Below are 16,447 nucleotides of genomic sequence, written 5' to 3'. Positions count from 1 at the left end.
CGCCTTGAGCACCCCCACCAAATCTTCGCGCAACCTCGGCGACGTGCTGCAGGAGTTCCGCCAGCACCGCTTCGTGATGCAGGAGGAGCTGCAGAAGGTCATCATCGGCCAAGACGCCGTGATCGAGCAGATCTTCGCCGCCATCTTCACCCGCGGCCACTGCCTGCTGGAGGGCGTGCCGGGGCTGGCCAAGACGCTGATGGTCTCGACGCTCGCGCGCATCCTGGACCTCGAGTTCAAGCGGATCCAGTTCACCCCCGACCTGATGCCCTCGGACATCACCGGCACGAACGTGCTGGACGAGGACGAGCAGGGCAAGCGCTCGTTCCGGTTCGTCGAGGGGCCGATCTTCACCAACATCTTGCTGGCCGACGAGATCAACCGCACCCCGCCCAAGACCCAGGCCGCGCTCTTGGAGGCGATGCAGGAGCGGCAGGTCACGGTGGGCCAAACGACCTACGACCTGCCGTCGCCGTTCTTCGCGATCGCCACGCAGAACCCGATCGAGCAGGAGGGGACCTACCCGCTGCCCGAGGCGCAGCTCGACCGGTTCATGTTCAACATCAAGGTCGACTACCCGAGCAAGGACGAAGAGGAGAAGATCCTCGCCGCCACCACCCGCGGCGACAAACCGACGGTGAACAAGGTCCTCTCCGGCAAAGCGATCCTCAACGTGCAGAAGCTCGTCGGTTCGGTCGCGGTGAGCGAGTACGCCATCCAATACGCCGCCGCGCTGGTGCGGGCCACCCGCCCGCGCGACGACTCGGCCCCCAAGTTCGTTCAAGAACTCGTCGACTGGGGCGCCGGCCCCCGGGCCGGCCAGTACCTGATCCACGGCGGCAAAGCGCTCGCCGCGATGGACGGCCGGTTCAGCGTGGCGATCGAAGACATCCAGAAGATCGCGCTGCCGGTGCTGCGTCACCGCGTCGGCGCCAACTTCCAAGCCCAAGCCGAGGGGCAAACGACCGAGGACATCATCGAGCGGCTACTCAAAGAGGTGCCGACGCCGGAGATTCCGAAGTTCTCGAATTAACCACAGAGGCACAGAGACGGACAGAAAAAAATGGGACGCGGATGGACGCAGATCGAGCGGATAAACGCGGATTACGGGAGATCGATTTCATCAGATCACTGAATTCCAATGTCCTTCGATTGGGTACAACCGATTTCCACCCGTCAGATTAGCTCCCGTTAAGTAGTTGTAGTCTTCTATCATCCTCGTCGATCCGCCCAATCCGCGTGCATCCGCGTCCCAATCTTCGTCCGTCTCCGTGCCCTCTGTGCCTCTGTGGTGAATCCCTCCGACGACCGTAGGTCCTCGGCTACTCCCTAGCCCCTAGCCCCTCCCGCCTGTGCCCGCCGCCGAGTCCTATCTCAAGCCGGAAGTGATCCAGCAGATCAAGCGGCTCGACCTGCGCGCTCAGTTCATCGTCAAAGGGTTCATGCAGGGGCTGCACGCCAGCCCGTTCCACGGGTTCTCGGTCGAGTTCTCCGAGCACCGCAAGTACACGCACGGCGACGACCCGAAGGACATCGATTGGCTCGCCTACGCCAAGACCGACCGCTACTACGTCAAGAAGTTTGAGGCCGAGACCAACATCACCGGCTACCTGGCGATGGACCTCAGCGAGTCGATGGCCTACACGTACCGGCAGGAGCTCACCAAGTTCGACTACTCGATCTGCTTGGCCGCCGCGCTCACCTACCTGATGATCGGCCAGCAAGACCCGGTGGGGCTCGTGACGTTCGGCGAGCGGATCCGGCAGTCGCTGCCGCCCAAGAGCAAGCGGACCCAGATCGGCACGATCTTGTCGCTCTTGGCCAACCTCAAGCCCGAGGGCAAGACCGACATCGGCGCGAGCCTGATCCAGCTCGCCGCGATGCTCAAGCATTCGAGCCTGGTGATGGTCTTCAGCGACTTGCTCGCCGATGCGGAAGGCGAGGGGGGCGTGATCCCCGCGCTCCGCCGCCTGCGGCATGGCGGTCACGACGTGATCTTGTTCCACGTGCTCGATGAAGCCGAGGTGGCGTTCCCCTTCACCGGCTTGGTGGAGCTCGAAGACCCCGAGTCGAAAGAAAAGCTCGAGATCGACGCCGACGGCTTCCGCACCGACTACCTCGCCGAGGTCGAGTCGTTCCGTGAGACCTACCGCCAAGAGTGTTTCCAGAGCGGCATCGACTACGTGCCGCTCGACACGAGCATGCCGTTCGATCGGGCGCTGACGGAGTACCTGGTGACCAGGAAGCATCGAGCGTAGTTCCCCTCCCCACCAGGGGGAGGGAATTACACAACAACACCTCCGCTGCCCACATGTCTTTCCTCACCCCAGCCCTGCTAGCCGGCGCCCTGCTCATCGCAGCGCCGATCGTCTTGCACCTGGTGATGCGCCGCGAACCGCAGCGGCTGAAGTTTCCGGCGCTCCGGTTCGTCAAGAGCCGGCAGAGCGCGAACCAGACGCGCATGCAGCTGCGGCATTGGCTGCTGCTGGTGCTGCGGTGCTTGGCGATCGCGCTGCTGGCCTTCGCGCTCGCGCGGCCGGTGCTGAGCGGCTCGGGCTTGTGGGGCGGGGCGGGGGGCCGCGGGGCGATCGACGCCGCGCTCTCGGCCGCCTTGGTGTTCGACAACGCGCCGAACAGCCAATACACCGACCGCAACCAAACGAGGCTCGCCGCGGCGAAGGAGACCGCGCTGTGGCTCTTGGAGCAGACGCCCGCCGACAGCACCTTCGAGGTGGTCGACCGCTCGGCCGGTTTCCGCAGCAAGGCGGCCGACCGCGACGCCGCCCGGCTGCGCGTCGAGCGGCTCCGCGTCGACAGCCACCCCAGGCCGCTCGAGGCGGCCGTGGCCGAGGCCTTGGAGCGGATCAATGGCGAGGCGTCGGCCGGTGGCGAGCGGCCGCCCGAGCGGCGGCAAGACATCTACCTGTTCACCGACTTCTCGAGCGGCGCCTGGAACGAGGCGACCCGCTCGGCCGTGGCCGACCAGCTGGAGAGCCGCCCGGGGGCGACGCTCTACCTGATCGACGTCGGCGTCGAAGAGCCGGTGAACGTGGGGCTCGGCGCCTTGCGGCTGAGCCGCAGCCGTCTGGTGGAGGGCGACCCGCTCGAGCTGCGCGCGGAGGTCCGCCGCTTAGGCGACACGCCGTCGACCGGCGTGGCGCAGCTCTGGCTGCGCAGCGGCGAGGAGTTCGTTAAACGTGACGAGCGTCCGCTGCCGGCGAGTGGCGAGCTCACGTTCGCGCTCACCGGCCTCGCGCGGGGCCTGCACCAAGGCTTTGTGCAAATCACCGGCAGCGACCCCCTGGCGAGCGACGACCGCCGCCACTTCACCGTCGAGGTGGGGGCGCCCAAGAGCGTGCTGCTGGTCGCCGCGCCCGAGGGCGACGCGGCGTTCGTGCGCGAGGCGATCGCGCCCGCCACGCTCGGCGCCGGTTTCGCGTCGCGGTACCGCTGCGAGGTGCGTCCGCCGCGCGAGCTCGCCTCGACCGACCTGGACCAGTATCAGGCGGTGATGCTGCTCGACCCGCCGCCGCTGGCGATCGAGGCCTGGCGCTCGCTGGTCGACTTCGCGACGCGCGGCGGGGGCGTCGGCGTCATGCTCGGCCGCAACGCCGTGCTCGACGCGATGAACTCGCCCGACGCCCAGGTGCTGCTGCCCGCCGCGCTGAAGTGGCGGTCGCGTGAAGAGACCTACCTGCTGCCGACCGATTACGGCCACCCGGTGCTGGCGGAACTCTCGGAGTTCGCCGAGGACGTGCCGTGGGCCGCCTTCCCGGTGCTGACCTACTGGGAGTTGGAGAACGCCCGCGACGACGCCGTGACCGCCGCTCGCTACGCCAACGGCGACGCCGCGCTCGTCGACCGCCCGCTGGGTCGCGGCCGGGTGCTGCTCTCCACCACGCCGTGGTCCGACCCGCTCAGCCGGCCCGAGCCGTGGAACCTGCTGCCGACCGGCGAAGACCCGTGGCCGTTTCTGCTGCTGGCGAACGGCGTGGCCGACACGCTGTGCGACCAAACGTCCGCGCCGCTCAACTACCGAGCGGGCGAGACGGCCGTGGCGCCGCTGCCGGTGGGCGAGACGCTCGAAGGCGTGGTGCTGATGACCCCCGACGAAGGCGCCCTGCGGCTGCCCGTTCCCCCGGGGGCCGCCGAGCTGAGCGTGTCGGCGACCGACGAGCCGGGGCCTTACCGCGTGACGGCCGGCGGGACGAGCAACCGCTACGAGGCGGCGTTCTCGGTGAACCTCGACCCGGCATTTGGCGAACTCGACCGGGCGCCGTTCGAGCAAATCGCCGAGCAGCTGGGTGGCGCCGACCGGGTGCGGCTCGTCCGCAACCGCGACGACCTGACGCGCAGCATCGACCTCGGCCAACCGGGCCGAGAACTCTACCCTTGGCTCATCGCCCTGGTGGCCGCCGCGTTCGCCGCCGAGCAACTGCTGTCGAACCGATTCTATGTCGAGGCCCCAACCACCCAATCCCAATGACCCATCAACAGTGGCGAGCCGTTTCTAGCCCCTAGCCCCTAACCCCTTCCCTCCATGCAGTGGGTTTTCCATCCCCTCGGCGGCGACTGGACCGTGACTTTGGTCACGAGTCTCTTGCTCGTTGCGCCGTGGGTGTTGGGGCCGCGGGGCGGAGGGCTCACGCCGCGTCGCAAGGCCACGCTCGGCGCGCTGCGGGTGGCGACCACGCTGCTGCTGCTCGTCGCGATGGCGAGGCCGACGCTCGTCTACACCAAGAGCGAAGAGGTCCGCTCGTTGCTGCTGATGCTCCTCGACTCGTCGCGCAGCATGACCGTGGAAGACGGCCTGGCCGGCGCGTCGCGTTGGCGCAACGTCGCCGACTCGCTTGCGGCGAGCGAGCGCTCGCTCGCCGCGATCGCGGAGAAACACGACCTCAGGGCTTACCGCTTCGACAAGTCGCTCGCCCCGCTGCCGATATCGGGTGGCCGCATCGCGCTGCCGAGCACGCCGGACGGCGAGGAGACGACGCTCGGCGCGTCGCTCAGCGAGTTGGTCGAGCGCGAGGGGGCGCAGCGTCTGTTGGGCGTGGTCGTGCTGAGCGACGGGGCCCAGCGGGCCACGCCGCCGCGCGACGCGCCCCCCAGCGACGCCGCCCGCCGCTTGGCGGCCGAAGCGGCCCCGCTGTACGCGCTGACGTTCGGCGCCCGCGCCACCGGCGAGCGGGCCGACGTGGCGGTCGATGACCTCTCGGTCAGCTCGACCGCCTACGCCAAGGCGCCGCTCGACGTGGGGGGGCTGGTGCGCATCGAGGGCTACCCCAACCGACCGGTCCGGGTGCAGCTCTTGTGGGAGAACGCCGAGGGCGAGATGGCGGCGGTCGACGCGGTGAGCCTCACCGCCGACGGCGGCGGGGTGGCGCTGCCCGTCGTGCTCCGCCACGCCCCCACCGAGCCGGGCGAGTGGAAGGTCACCCTGCGGGCCGAGTCGCAGGAGGGCGAGACCGTTACCGGAAACAACGAGGCGAGCACCTTCGTCACGGTCCGCGACGGCGGCGTGCGGGTGCGGCAGTTGGTCGGCGCGCAGCGCGTGGCCGGCGCCCCGGGCGTCGAGCAGCGGTTCGTCCGCGCGGCGCTCTCCGCCTCGCCCGACATCGCGCTCTCCCGCACCGTGTTCGACTACCGCCAGCCGCGACGCGACCTGGCCGAGAGCCTGCGGCCTGGGGAGTTCGACGTGGTGCTGCTCGACAACCTCGACGCCGAAGCGCTGAACACACGCACCTGGGAGTCGATCGCCAACGCCGTGCGGGGCGGCGCGGGGCTGGCGATGCTCGGCGGCAAGCACAGCTTCGGGCCGGGCGGCTACCGCGGGACGCCGGTCGCCGAGGTGCTGCCGGTGATGATCGGCCGGGCCGAGCGGCAAGGCTTCGGCCAGCCGCTGCGCGAAGACGTCCACCTGCCGGGGCCGGTGTGGATGACGCCGACCGAGCCGCTGGGCGTGAGGCACCCGATCTTGCAGATCGATCCGTCGCAGGGAGTGGCGTCGGCGTGGCGCGGCATGCCGCCGTTGTCCGGCGCCAACCGGCTCGGCGTCGACAACGTGAAACGCAGCGCTCAGGTGATCGCCGCAACGGCGCCGCCCGGCGCTCCGCAGCCGCTGCTCGTGGTCGGCCAGGCGGGGCTGGGGCGGACGATGGCGCTGGCGATCGACATGACTTGGCGGTGGCGCATGGAGGGGCGCGCCGAGGAGCACCGCCGTTTCTGGCGCCAGGCGGTGCTGTGGCTCGCCAAGCGGGACGACACCCGCCGCAACCCGGTTTACGTCGAGCTCGCCTCGCGGCGGGCGCAGCGCGGCGCCTCGCTCGAGATGACCGTCGGCGTGAACGACCCACGGCTTGAGAGCGGCGCCCTCGACCTGGCCGGCGTCGAGTACCGCGTGGTGGTGACCGACCCGAACGGCTTGAAGCACGTCGCCCCGGCGCCGGGCGGGGCGGCGCGCTCCACGGCCGTGTTCCGCAACATCACCGCGGCCGGTGACTACACGGTCGAGCTCACCGCCACGGCCGACGGCGAGACGCTCGGCTCCGCACGGGCGCGGTTCTTGGCGCCCGACCACGATCTGGAGCTCGACCGCCCCTCGGCCGAGCCGCAAATCATGGCCCAACTGGCCGACGCCACCCGCGAGGCGGGGGGCCGGGCGCTCGCGCCTGAGGAATTGCCCGCGTTGTTGGCCGAGCTGGCCGAGGAGGAGCCGATGCGCAAGCAGGAGGTCATCGCGCGCGTCACCTACTGGGACACCTGGCCGTTCCTGCTGCTGTTCGTGGGGTTGCTGACAACCGAATGGTGGCTGCGCAAACGCTGGGGGCTGGTGTAGGAGATGCGCGGCAAGATTCATGCTTGGCTGGCGAACGACGAACGGGGCAACCGCCAAGTCGCCAAGGACGCCAAGGAAAAAACGTTAGACTAGATCGACAGGATCATTTGCTCCCAGCCATCCCGCCAGTCTTGTTGATCCGGTCAGATTTCAAGCCCGTACGAAGAACCCCGCCAGCGGCTAGAGCGGTATTCGAATTGGTGTGGACGAGCGGGGAAGCGATTGGCGGCGTGGCGAGGAAGCCGAAGCAGGCAATGCGGTGCATTGTCGATGCAGGCTGACGAAGCCATGACGCCGATCGCGAGCCGAGCGTCTACACCAATGAGCAAACCGCTCTAAGATGGGCGGCACGGTGGCTAACGATTAACCGCTAAGAGCTAACCGCAGTATGCTTCGCCGACCCAAGACCACCGGACTGCTGACCATCGTCGCTCTCGTGGCGATCGGCTATGCGCTCGTCACCGTGCCTCCGAAGGTCATCGCGCAGTACAACGCCGCCATGGAGATCAGCCCCACGGTGAGCTGGTTGTACCTGGGCGTGGTGACGGCGGGCGCTCTGCTGCTCACGGGCCTCGTGGTGTGGGGCGCTTGGCGTTTATGGCGCAACACCCGCAGTCGCCGTGTCGCCGACGACCGTCGCTCGCGCGACCCGAGCCAACTCTCGCGCAACCAACGCGCCGCCGAGCTGGGCGACAACCTGTCGGCCGGGCGCGAGTACGCCGCCGAGGGCGCCGTCAACCCGATGTTGCGTTCCGAGATCGAACGCTCGATCCGCGAGCTCGAAGAGAAACGCGAGACGCGCTCGCTCGAGGTCGTGGCGTTTGGCACGATCTCCAGCGGCAAGTCGTCGCTGCTCAACGCGCTGGCGGGCCGCGAGGCGTTCCGCAGCGACGTGGTCGGCGGCACCACGACGACCGAGAGCCGCGTCCCTTGGCCCGACGACGACAGCGTGACGCTCATCGACACGCCGGGCCTGGCCGAGGTGCAGGGCGAGGGGCGCGCGGCCGCCGCTGCGCTCTCCGCCAAGGACGCCGACCTCGTGCTGTTCGTCGTCGACGGGCCGATGAAGTCGTACGAGCACGACCTGCTGGAGCGGCTCGCCACGATGGAGAAACGGATCGTGCTCTGCCTGAACAAGGAGGACTGGTACGACTCGCGGCAGCGCGAGGAGCTGCTCGGTCAAATCGCCGAGCAGTGTGAGGGGCTCGTCGCGGCGACCGACCTCGTGGCCGTGCGATCGCGGCCGACGATGCGGCCCGTGGTGCGCGTCTCGCCCGACGGGGTCGAGACCCACGACGAGGTCGAGGCGCCGCCCGACATCTCGCCGCTCGCCGAGCGGATCGCCGCGATCGTCGCCCGCGAGGGGGGCGACCTGCTGCTGGCCAACCTGCTGATGCGTTCGCGCGGCTTGGTGGACGAGGCCCGCGAGCGCGTGCTCGCCGTGCTCGACAAAGAGGCCGACCGGGTGATCGACCGCCACATGTGGGTCGCCGCCGGCGTGTCGGCCGTCAACCCGATCCCGCTGTTGGACCTGGCCGGCGGCAGCGCGGTGACGGTCAAAATGGTGCTCGACCTGGCGGGCGTTTACAAGCAGAAGGTCGACACGAACACCGTCACCGAGATGCTCGCCCAGCTGGGCAAGAACCTGATCGCGATGCTCGGCGCGTCGGCCGCCGCGCCCGCCCTGGCGGCGGGCGTCGGATCGCTTCTCAAGACCGTTCCGGGCGCCGGCACGGTGGCTGGTGGATTGCTGCAAGGTTTAGTGCAGGCGCTCGTCACCCGCTGGATCGGCCGGATTTTCAAGCAATACTATCGCAACGACATGCAGCCCCCCGCGGGCGGCTTGGCCGAACTGGCCCGCAACGAGTGGGCCGCCGTCACCAAGCCCGAAGAGCTGAGGAAGCTCGTGCGGCTGGGGCGACAGAAAGTCGTAGAAGGTGAATGACGAAATCCGAATGACGAATGACGAAAGTGCTGGGAGAAGCCGATAGTTTCGTCATTCGGGCTTCGTCATAGTCATTTCAGAAACCACTCACAGACGCCTACTTCACTAATACCGACTTCATGCCCGACACCACATCACCCACCGACGACCTCGACGCCGACTTGCAGTCGGCGCAGCGCGCCGTGGAACGCGCGATCGAGCAGATCGAGGGGGGCGACCCGGGCGAGCGCGACGCGCTGGTCGACGAGCTCCGGCAGCTGCGCGAGATGGCCGACAAGCTGCGCCACGCGCGGGTCGAGATCGTCGTGTTCGGCGAGATCAGCACCGGCAAGAGCGCCCTGATCAACGCCCTGGTGGGCGAGCAGGCGGCCGCGGTGAACGCCCGCGGCGGGTGGACCAAGGATGTCTGGCGGTTCGACTGGGGGGGCGCCGGCTACCGGCTCCCCGGGCTCGAAGACTCGGAGGTCATGCTCGTCGACACGCCGGGCCTGAACGAGGTCGACGGCGCCGCCCGGGCGGCGATGGCCAGCGAGGCGGCCGAGCGGGCCGACCTCATCTTGTTTGTCACGGACTCGGACCTGAACGAGACCGAGCACAACGCGCTGGCCGACCTGGCCGGCTGCCACAAGCCGATCTTGCTGGTGCTCAACAAGACCGACCTCTACACGCCCGACCAGCTGGCGAGCCTCAAGAAGTCACTGGCTGACCCGCGCGTCACGCGGCTCGTGCCCGAAGAGAACCACGTATACGTCTCGGCCGACCCGCGCGAGGTTGAGTACCTCGTTGAGCAAGCCGACGGCGGCGAACGCAGCGAGTGGCGCCGGCCCGCGCCCAAGGTCGAGCCCCTGCGCGAGCGGATCCTCGAGGTGCTCGACGCCGACGGCAAGGCGCTCGTCGCCCTGGCCGCTTCGCTGTTCGCCGCCGACCGCAGCGACCGCGTCGCGGCCCTGCGGGTGCAGATGCGCTCGAAGCGCGCCGATCGCACGATCTGGACCTTCGCCGTCGCCAAGGCGACAGCCGTGGCGTTCAACCCGATCGCCGTGGCCGACGTGGCCGGCGGCGTGGCGGTCGACGCGGCGATGGTCGCCACCCTGGCCAACGTTTACGGCCTTGAAATGACCACCACGAACGCCAAGAACCTGGCGCTGGCCATCCTCAAGGCGGCCGGCTGGGTGGTCCTGGCCGAGGCGGTCACGACCTACGGCGTCTCGCTCCTGAAGGCCGTGTCGTTCGGCTCGGTGACGCCGCTCACCGCGTTGCCGCAGGGCGCCGCGGCGGGCTACGGGTCGTACCTGGTGGGCCAGGCGGCGAGGTTCTACTTCGAGAACGGCGCCAGCTGGGGCGACGGCGGCGCCAAGCGGGTGGTGGCCGACATCCTCGACCACACCGACAAGCGTTCGGTCATCGAGAAGCTCAAGACCGAGATCCGCACGAAGCTCGGCGCGAACCGCCACGCCAGCAAAAAAGAGTCCCTGTAGGGAACGCCCTCCGCGGCGTTCCAGGCGCCGGGTACACGCCCGTCCGCCGGGGCTCGCAGCGCCGCGGAGGGCGATCCCTACAGGTTTCCGTCATTCGCTTCCTAGCGCCTTCTTCTCTTCGATCAGCTTCACTTGCGTGCGGATCCAATCGGCGATCCTCGTGGCGAAGGGGAACTTTATCGCCATCGACAAGAAGAGTATGGCGCCCATCGCGAGGTTGTAAGGCGAGCGCTCCATCATGTACAGGATGAGGTTGAACAGCGCGGCGCCTTCGAGAAAGGCGAGCGAGATGATCATGCCGGCCTGGTAGGCGCCGGCCAGCGCCTCGGGCTCGTCACGCGCCCGGTCGGCCATCGTTTTGATCCCGTGCGCGGTCACCAGGCGACCGACGATCGCTTGCAAGAACAGCATCACGAGGCCCCCCACCATGCCGACCGAAACGAGCAACGGGTTGGGCGGCCCCTCCTCACCGGTGGCGACGAACTTGGCGATGATCGCCAGCGCCATAGGGCAGAACACCATCGCCGCGGTCATGACTTGCATCACACGCACCTGGTCGGCGATCTTGGTTTCGAGGTCGTGGTCGTCGGTCTTCATAAGCTGATGGCTTCCTGAAAGTTAGCGAGCCGGTCCGCCTACGGCGGATCAGCCGCCGGAGTCGTAAGCAGCAATCGTAAGCGATCCCAGCGCAAAGAGCTCCGGCGTCTCACCCGCCGTAGGCGGACCGGCTCGCCAGAGGCTAGCTTAGGCCGTATTCTGGGCCGAAACCCTCCGCGCCATCAGCCCCCACACCCGACGCCGCATGCCCGACAAGCTCGAAGGCTCCCTGTACGACTACCCGAAGTACTACGACTTGGTGTTCGGTTCCGACTGGAAGGCGGAATTCGACTTCCTTGAAGAGTGCTTCGCCAAGCACGCCCGGGGGCGGGTCAAGCGGCTGTTCGAGCCGGCCTGCGGCACGGGGCGGCTGCTGATGCGGTTCGGCCGGGCCGGGTACGAGGTCGCCGGCAACGACCTGAACGCCAAGGCGATCGACTTCTGCAACGCTAGGCTGCGACGCCACCAGCTGGCCGAGTCGGCCGAGGTGGGCGACATGTGCGATTTCCGCCTAAAGCGCAAGGCGTGCGCCATGTTCAACACGATCAACAGCTTCCGCCACCTCGGGACCGAGGCCCAGGCGGTCGCCCACCTGGGGTGTGTGGCCGCGGGGCTCCGCCGGGGGGGCATTTACGTGCTGGGGCTGCACCTGACCCCCACGGCCGGCCCCCCCGAGTCGGACGAGGAATCGTGGGCCGCCCGCCGCGGGCAGCTTAGCGTGCTCTCGCGGATGTGGAGCATCGACCTCGACCGCCGGCGCCGCCGGGAGACCGTTGGCATGAGTTTTGACGTTTACACGCCGACCTCGACCCGCCAACTGTTAAGCACGATCGACTTTCGGACTTACACGGCCCGCCAAATGGCCGATTTAATAGCCAAAGTCCCGGCGCTCGAGGCGGTGGCGACTTACGATTTTGCGTACGATATCGATAAGCCGGTCTCGGTCGATCCGGAAACCGAGGATGTGGTTTTCATCCTCAAAAAACAATAAAGCGACCCCGCCGATGGAACGCCGCGGGGGAACTGGCAGGCGGACCCGTCTTGGCGACCATTGACGACAGCACGACCAACGACAGCGACTGCCCCGCCGCGCCCGGCCGCGGCGGCCGGGCCGAGTCGTGGCGTTCGTTCGTCCGCTCGGCGGCCGAGGGGCTGGGGCTCGTGCTCGAGCTGAGCGGCTCCGAGTTCCGCGCCGTGGCGCCCTCGCAGCTGAGCGAAGACGAAACGCCTTCGCGCAGCAAATCGGGCCTGTCGCGGATCTGGCCCCTGGGCCGCAGCCGCGCCGGCGCCGAACCCGAGCCGGCCGACAACGGCGGCGAACTGCTGGCCACGAGCCCCGAGGGGCTCGTCGACGCGCTCCTCACGCGGCTCGCCGAACGCGAGCCACCCGCCGGCCTCCGGCCGTTGGGCCAGCCCGACGGGGTCCACGGCCTCGCCGAGCGGCTGTTCGCCGCCTACCGGCTCGAAGAAGGGGGCCGTTGCCACGTGGCGGGCTGCTCGCTCGAAGACGCGCCGTTCCTGCGCCTCACCCGCCGCGTTGTGGCGCCGGGCGTCCCGCAGGACGAGACAACCGTCGAGCACACGTTCTACAACGAATCGGTCGCCGCGGTCGCCAGCGAGCTGATCGACCGGCTGGGGCTCGCCACGGTCGAGACCGCCGAACCGGCGCCGCACAGCGTGCCGCGCGTCCGCATGGGGCAGATCGCCGCCGCCGCTCACCGGCTGGCCGAAGCGCACGCCGACTCCGCTCTCCCCGTCGCCGTGGCGATCGTGTGGGCCAAGCGGGCCAGCGGTCGGCTGCGGTTCGAGTTCGGTGAGCGCTCGCTCGACGCGCCGTTCGACGGCTGGGCCCGCGACCTCGAGGCGCCGCCCGTGGTGTGCCCCCGCACCGGCCTGGAGACTTACTCCCTCGGCGTGCTGGAGGATGGCGACATCGTCGCCGCCGAGGCGATCCAGAAGAGCGACGTGACCGGCGCCAAGCGATTGGCCGACGAACTGCTCACCTGCGCGGTCACCGGCAAGCGGGGCGAGGCCGAGCACTACGTCGCTTGCCCGGTGCTCGAAGCGCCGGTGCTCGCGACCGAGACGACCAACTGTCCGCGCTGTGGCCAGGGCGTGGCGCGCACCGTGGCCGATGACGCCGGCTGCGACGGCTGCCGCAAGCCGGCGCCGCTGGCGGCCGACGACCCGCTGCGGGCCGAGCTCACCGAGCGTCACCCCGGCCTGGCGAAGCAGAAGTGGTCGGTTGCTGAATCTGGCGACATCGTGTTGCTGGAGCAGACCGGCTGGTTCCGCAAGACGCTCGTGGTGCTCAGCCGCGAGACGCTCGACCCGCTGCGCGTGGCGACCGCCTCACGGATGTCGAACACCTGGCGCCCGCTCGGCGCGGCCGACACCCAGCGGCTGCTCGGCGGGTGAGCTTGCCATGATCTGAGTTCACGGCAGGTCTGCCGGCACTTCTTTCGCCTTGGTGGTGAGCATGCGCAGCGTCGCTTCACCGATTGCTTCGTGGATATTTCCCACTCTTCCGTCGGCGAAAGCTGCCTCTAGAAGTATCGGGCTGGTTTGGTATCCACCGAGTTCCGGGAATGGCTTGTCGGCCGCGTAAGGGATGTCCTCGGGCTTCGTCCAGGGGATCTCGCGTTTGGCTTCGACCACAAGAAATGTCTTCGACTTGGGGCCGGTGATTTCATCGAACGCCGTTCCCTCGCTGTCGTCAAATATGGTTTCAGGACCGGTTAGGACGAAGTAGCTCGTGTTGGTCGAAAGGCCGTCAGCGTAAGGCGAACGGTACGCCGAGGGCATGTTAGCCATGACCTTCTGATTGGCCGTGCTGTCCCACGGCTCGTCGAAGCGGTACTGCTGATAGAGGTCCTGGTACTTACTGTTGTCGAGGAAGGGAAGGATCGCGACCCGCCAGCTGTGCGGGTGCTTGCTCTCTGCCGTTTGACCGGAGGCAACACTGTAGAAGCGGGTCCCCGATGCCGGGGGGAAGTGACCGTGCGTGTCCGCGTAGTTGTGCATGGCGAGGGCGATCTTTTTCAAGTTCCTCGTGCTCTCGGTGCGCCGCGCCGCCTCGCGTGAGGTGTTCACAGCGGGTAGCAGCATCCCGGTGGCTGTGGCGACTATCTCGTCCTCGTCAATTTTTCCCCGGTAAGCGAGCCGCACACGATCGCCCTCGACGACCGGCATGGCGTTGGCGGTGAAGTCATCCGCTAGGTCGTACACCGCGGTTATCAATTCCACTTGCGTCACGATGTCTTCCGGCCACTTCATCACCCGCTCTAGTGTCGCGGCGCGTTGCTCCTCGTACACGTTGCTCATGAGTGTGAGCATGGCCCGAGCCGTTCTTGCGGACTTTTTGGCGCCCTCGGCCCCGTCGCATTGAGCGACCGCTTGCAAGGCCACGCCGGCTGTCAGGTCGAGTGACGCAACCGTCCACTCGACATGCTTGATTGCCGGGGCGACCAAGTCCGAGGGGAGCCCTCCAGGCAACTCGTTACTGGCAAGTAGGTTGTCCAGGAGTTTCGGGTTCACCGCGGCGACGACCGGGCGGTCGGTCAGTCCTTCCCAAGACGCGGCCCAAGGCGGATGGGCTATCGGCTGTATCTTGACCGGTGACGGCGCGAACTCGCTTCCACTCCCGACACGGGGCTTGGAGTCCCCTACCAGCGTGCGACTGTCCAGGCGTACGATGCGGGCCGTGTGCGTCTCCCACGCTTGCAGGCCCTCGACACTGAATTCTTTGACGCCCCCCTCAACTTCTGTGATATGCCGGATGATCGCTTCGGGAACCGCTGGGTTGGTGAATCGCACGACCACTCTTGGTCGATCGACCGAGAGCACCGACCCGATGAGCATCACTTCCTCGTAATCGGTTACCGACACGCCGGGAGCAATCAAGAAGCCGCTGGCGAGATCGTCGAACGGTTTGATCAACGGTCGGTACGCCTCTTTGGAGAGCAACTCGGCCGGCCTCAGCGAGAGCACGTAGAACGAATCGGGTGGCACGACGCTCAGGTCGATCCGTTCGACCGGCTCGGCCGCCAGCGTAGCCGCCGCCGGGGTCACTTCTTCCTGCCCCGCTTCTTCCTGGCCGATGGCCTCTTGCCGCACGCCCGCCAGGCCAACGGCCAGCGCGGCGAGCAGCCCCCACGAGGTCGCGACCAGCCAACGGTGCGCGCCGGCCGGGCCGGGCGTCTTAGTCGTGCGTAGCATCTCGACTCTCCTCATCAAAAGGGAACGGCCGGGGATCAGCGTCCGCGCGGGGCCCGCCAGGCGATGGTTGGGCGTCGCCATGGCGAGCGCGGCGAGGGTTTGCAGATAGCGTTGGCGGTCGCCCACCAGGCGGACCGCTGCGGCGTCGGCCGCCAGCTCTTGCTCGAGTTGCAAGCGGCCGGCGAGCCAGTGGACCAGCGGGTGGTAGAAGTGCGCCGCCACGGCCAGTCGGGCGACGAGCCACGACGCGTAGTCGCGCGCCGCCACGTGCGCCAGCTCGTGCGACAGCACGGCGCGCATCTCTTCCTCCGACCAGTCGCGCCAAGCCGCCGCAGGCAGCAAGATCAGCGGCCGGCGCCAGCCGACGGTGGCCGGCGTGACGACGTCCGACGATTCACGCAGCAAGACCTTCTGGGGCAGAGCGAGTTTCTCGCTCAGCTCGGCGAGCACGGCAGCGGCGGCGCTTGCTTCTTCTCCGATCGGCTTGCTGCGATTCACCAGCCCGGCGACCGACCACAGCCCCCAGGCGAATCGCCCGGCGCCGAGGGCCAAGCTCAGCGCGAGCACGACCCACACGCCGCGGCGCCAATCCCAGGCTTGGCTTGCGGGGGCGTCGGCTTCTGGCGCCGCGGCGGGAGACGCCAGCGCCTCGCGGAACGCCTCCCAACCGGCGGCCCAGGGTGAGTCTTTCGCGACCGGCTCGGCGAGGGCAGGGGAGGGCACTACGCTGGCGTTCGCTTCCTGCGGGGCCGAAGCTTGGGCCGGCGCGGTGCTTGCTGCTCGGGCTGCTTCAGATGGCGAAAAATCCCAACGCGGCCAGGGACTCGCGGCTAGCAGCGTCAGCGCGAGCACCATGCCGAGGCTCGCCATCGCCGCCGACGCCCCGGCTCCGGCCCGCAGGCGGCGCACCAGCAGGTAGAACAAGGCCGCCGCGACGGCGAACAGCGTCACTCGCAAAACACAACCGAGGAGGATCGTCGTGGCGGCGGTCATGACTGGCCCTCTCCAAGGATTTGCTGAAGAGTTTCGCGTTCCTTCTGCGAGAGCTTGCGGCCGTCGAGCAGCTGGACCAGCAGCTCTTCGCGCGAGCCCTGGAACACCCGCCGCACGAGGTCCGATACCAGCCGCTTCGACACGGCGTCGAACGAGCGGATCGATTGGTAGACGAACGGCCGCTGGTCGCCGGTTTGCTTGAGGAAGCGTTTGTCGACCAAGATCTTGATGAGCGTCGCGACGGTGGTGTACGCCAGGTCGCGGCCCGACTCGGCGAGTTGCTCGCGGGCCTGGGGGGCGGTCATCGGCCCCTTTTCCCAGAAGACGTGCATCAGCTCGAGCTCACGCTCGGTCAGCTCGGGGGCTTTGGGTCGCGCCATG

11 protein-coding genes are annotated in these 16,447 nt (G+C 68.2%); 8 read left to right on the top strand and 3 right to left on the bottom strand.

Annotated elements, in window-relative coordinates; genetic code table 11:
* Positions 1-43: 43 nt before the first annotated feature.
* The 6 genes from Mal64_RS06740 to Mal64_RS06715 all read left to right on the top strand — a co-directional run bounded on the left by Mal64_RS06740 (position 44) and on the right by Mal64_RS06715 (position 10,258).
* The gene (locus tag Mal64_RS06740) at positions 44-1,033 is read left to right on the top strand and encodes an AAA family ATPase (RefSeq protein WP_146398787.1); all 990 of its coding nucleotides are present in this window, start codon (positions 44-46) and stop codon (positions 1,031-1,033) included.
* Positions 1,034-1,352: 319 nt separating this feature from the next.
* The gene (locus Mal64_RS06735) at positions 1,353-2,258 is read left to right on the top strand and encodes a DUF58 domain-containing protein (RefSeq protein ID WP_231993599.1); all 906 of its coding nucleotides are present in this window, start codon (positions 1,353-1,355) and stop codon (positions 2,256-2,258) included.
* Positions 2,259-2,311: 53 nt separating this feature from the next.
* Entirely contained in the window at positions 2,312-4,486 is a 2,175-nt protein-coding gene (locus Mal64_RS06730; RefSeq protein WP_146398295.1) for a BatA domain-containing protein, read from the top strand.
* 54 nt (positions 4,487-4,540) lie between these two features.
* A complete protein-coding gene (locus Mal64_RS06725) occupies positions 4,541-6,835 on the top strand; it encodes a glutamine amidotransferase (protein WP_146398293.1) in 2,295 nt (764 codons plus the stop codon).
* 388 nt (positions 6,836-7,223) lie between these two features.
* Complete coding sequence (locus tag Mal64_RS06720; protein ID WP_146398291.1) at positions 7,224-8,780, top strand: YcjF family protein; 1,557 nt, start codon at positions 7,224-7,226, stop codon at positions 8,778-8,780.
* Positions 8,781-8,899: 119 nt separating this feature from the next.
* Positions 8,900-10,258, top strand: coding sequence for a YcjF family protein (locus Mal64_RS06715; protein ID WP_146398289.1), 1,359 nt, complete (start codon positions 8,900-8,902; stop codon positions 10,256-10,258).
* 90 nt (positions 10,259-10,348) lie between these two features.
* Here the strand turns inward: Mal64_RS06715 and Mal64_RS06710 are convergent, their stop codons facing one another.
* Positions 10,349-10,855: a hypothetical protein gene (locus tag Mal64_RS06710; RefSeq protein ID WP_146398287.1), complete on the bottom strand. Its 507-nt coding sequence runs from the start codon at positions 10,853-10,855 to the stop codon at positions 10,349-10,351.
* 205 nt (positions 10,856-11,060) lie between these two features.
* On the opposite strand from Mal64_RS06710, the gene Mal64_RS06705 reads away from it, so the two are divergent.
* The gene (locus Mal64_RS06705) at positions 11,061-11,846 is read left to right on the top strand and encodes a methyltransferase domain-containing protein (protein ID WP_146398285.1); all 786 of its coding nucleotides are present in this window, start codon (positions 11,061-11,063) and stop codon (positions 11,844-11,846) included.
* A 50-nt stretch (positions 11,847-11,896) separates the two neighbouring features.
* Positions 11,897-13,273, top strand: a complete 1,377-nt coding sequence (locus Mal64_RS06700; protein WP_146398283.1) for a hypothetical protein — start codon at positions 11,897-11,899, stop codon at positions 13,271-13,273.
* A gap of 18 nt (positions 13,274-13,291) precedes the next feature.
* Here the strand turns inward: Mal64_RS06700 and Mal64_RS06695 are convergent, their stop codons facing one another.
* Positions 13,292-16,066: a M56 family metallopeptidase gene (locus tag Mal64_RS06695; protein ID WP_146398281.1), complete on the bottom strand. Its 2,775-nt coding sequence runs from the start codon at positions 16,064-16,066 to the stop codon at positions 13,292-13,294.
* Positions 16,063-16,446: a BlaI/MecI/CopY family transcriptional regulator gene (locus tag Mal64_RS06690; RefSeq protein ID WP_146398279.1), complete on the bottom strand. Its 384-nt coding sequence runs from the start codon at positions 16,444-16,446 to the stop codon at positions 16,063-16,065. The genes Mal64_RS06695 and Mal64_RS06690 overlap by 4 nt, the downstream gene beginning before the upstream one ends.
* Between the last annotated feature and the right edge of the window lies 1 nt (position 16,447).

Source organism: Pseudobythopirellula maris, assembly GCF_007859945.1.
In the GTDB taxonomy this organism is placed as follows: Bacteria; Planctomycetota; Planctomycetia; order Pirellulales; family Lacipirellulaceae; genus Pseudobythopirellula; species Pseudobythopirellula maris.
Note: the sequence above shows the minus strand (reverse complement) of the source record. Positions and strands in the feature narration are given on the sequence as shown.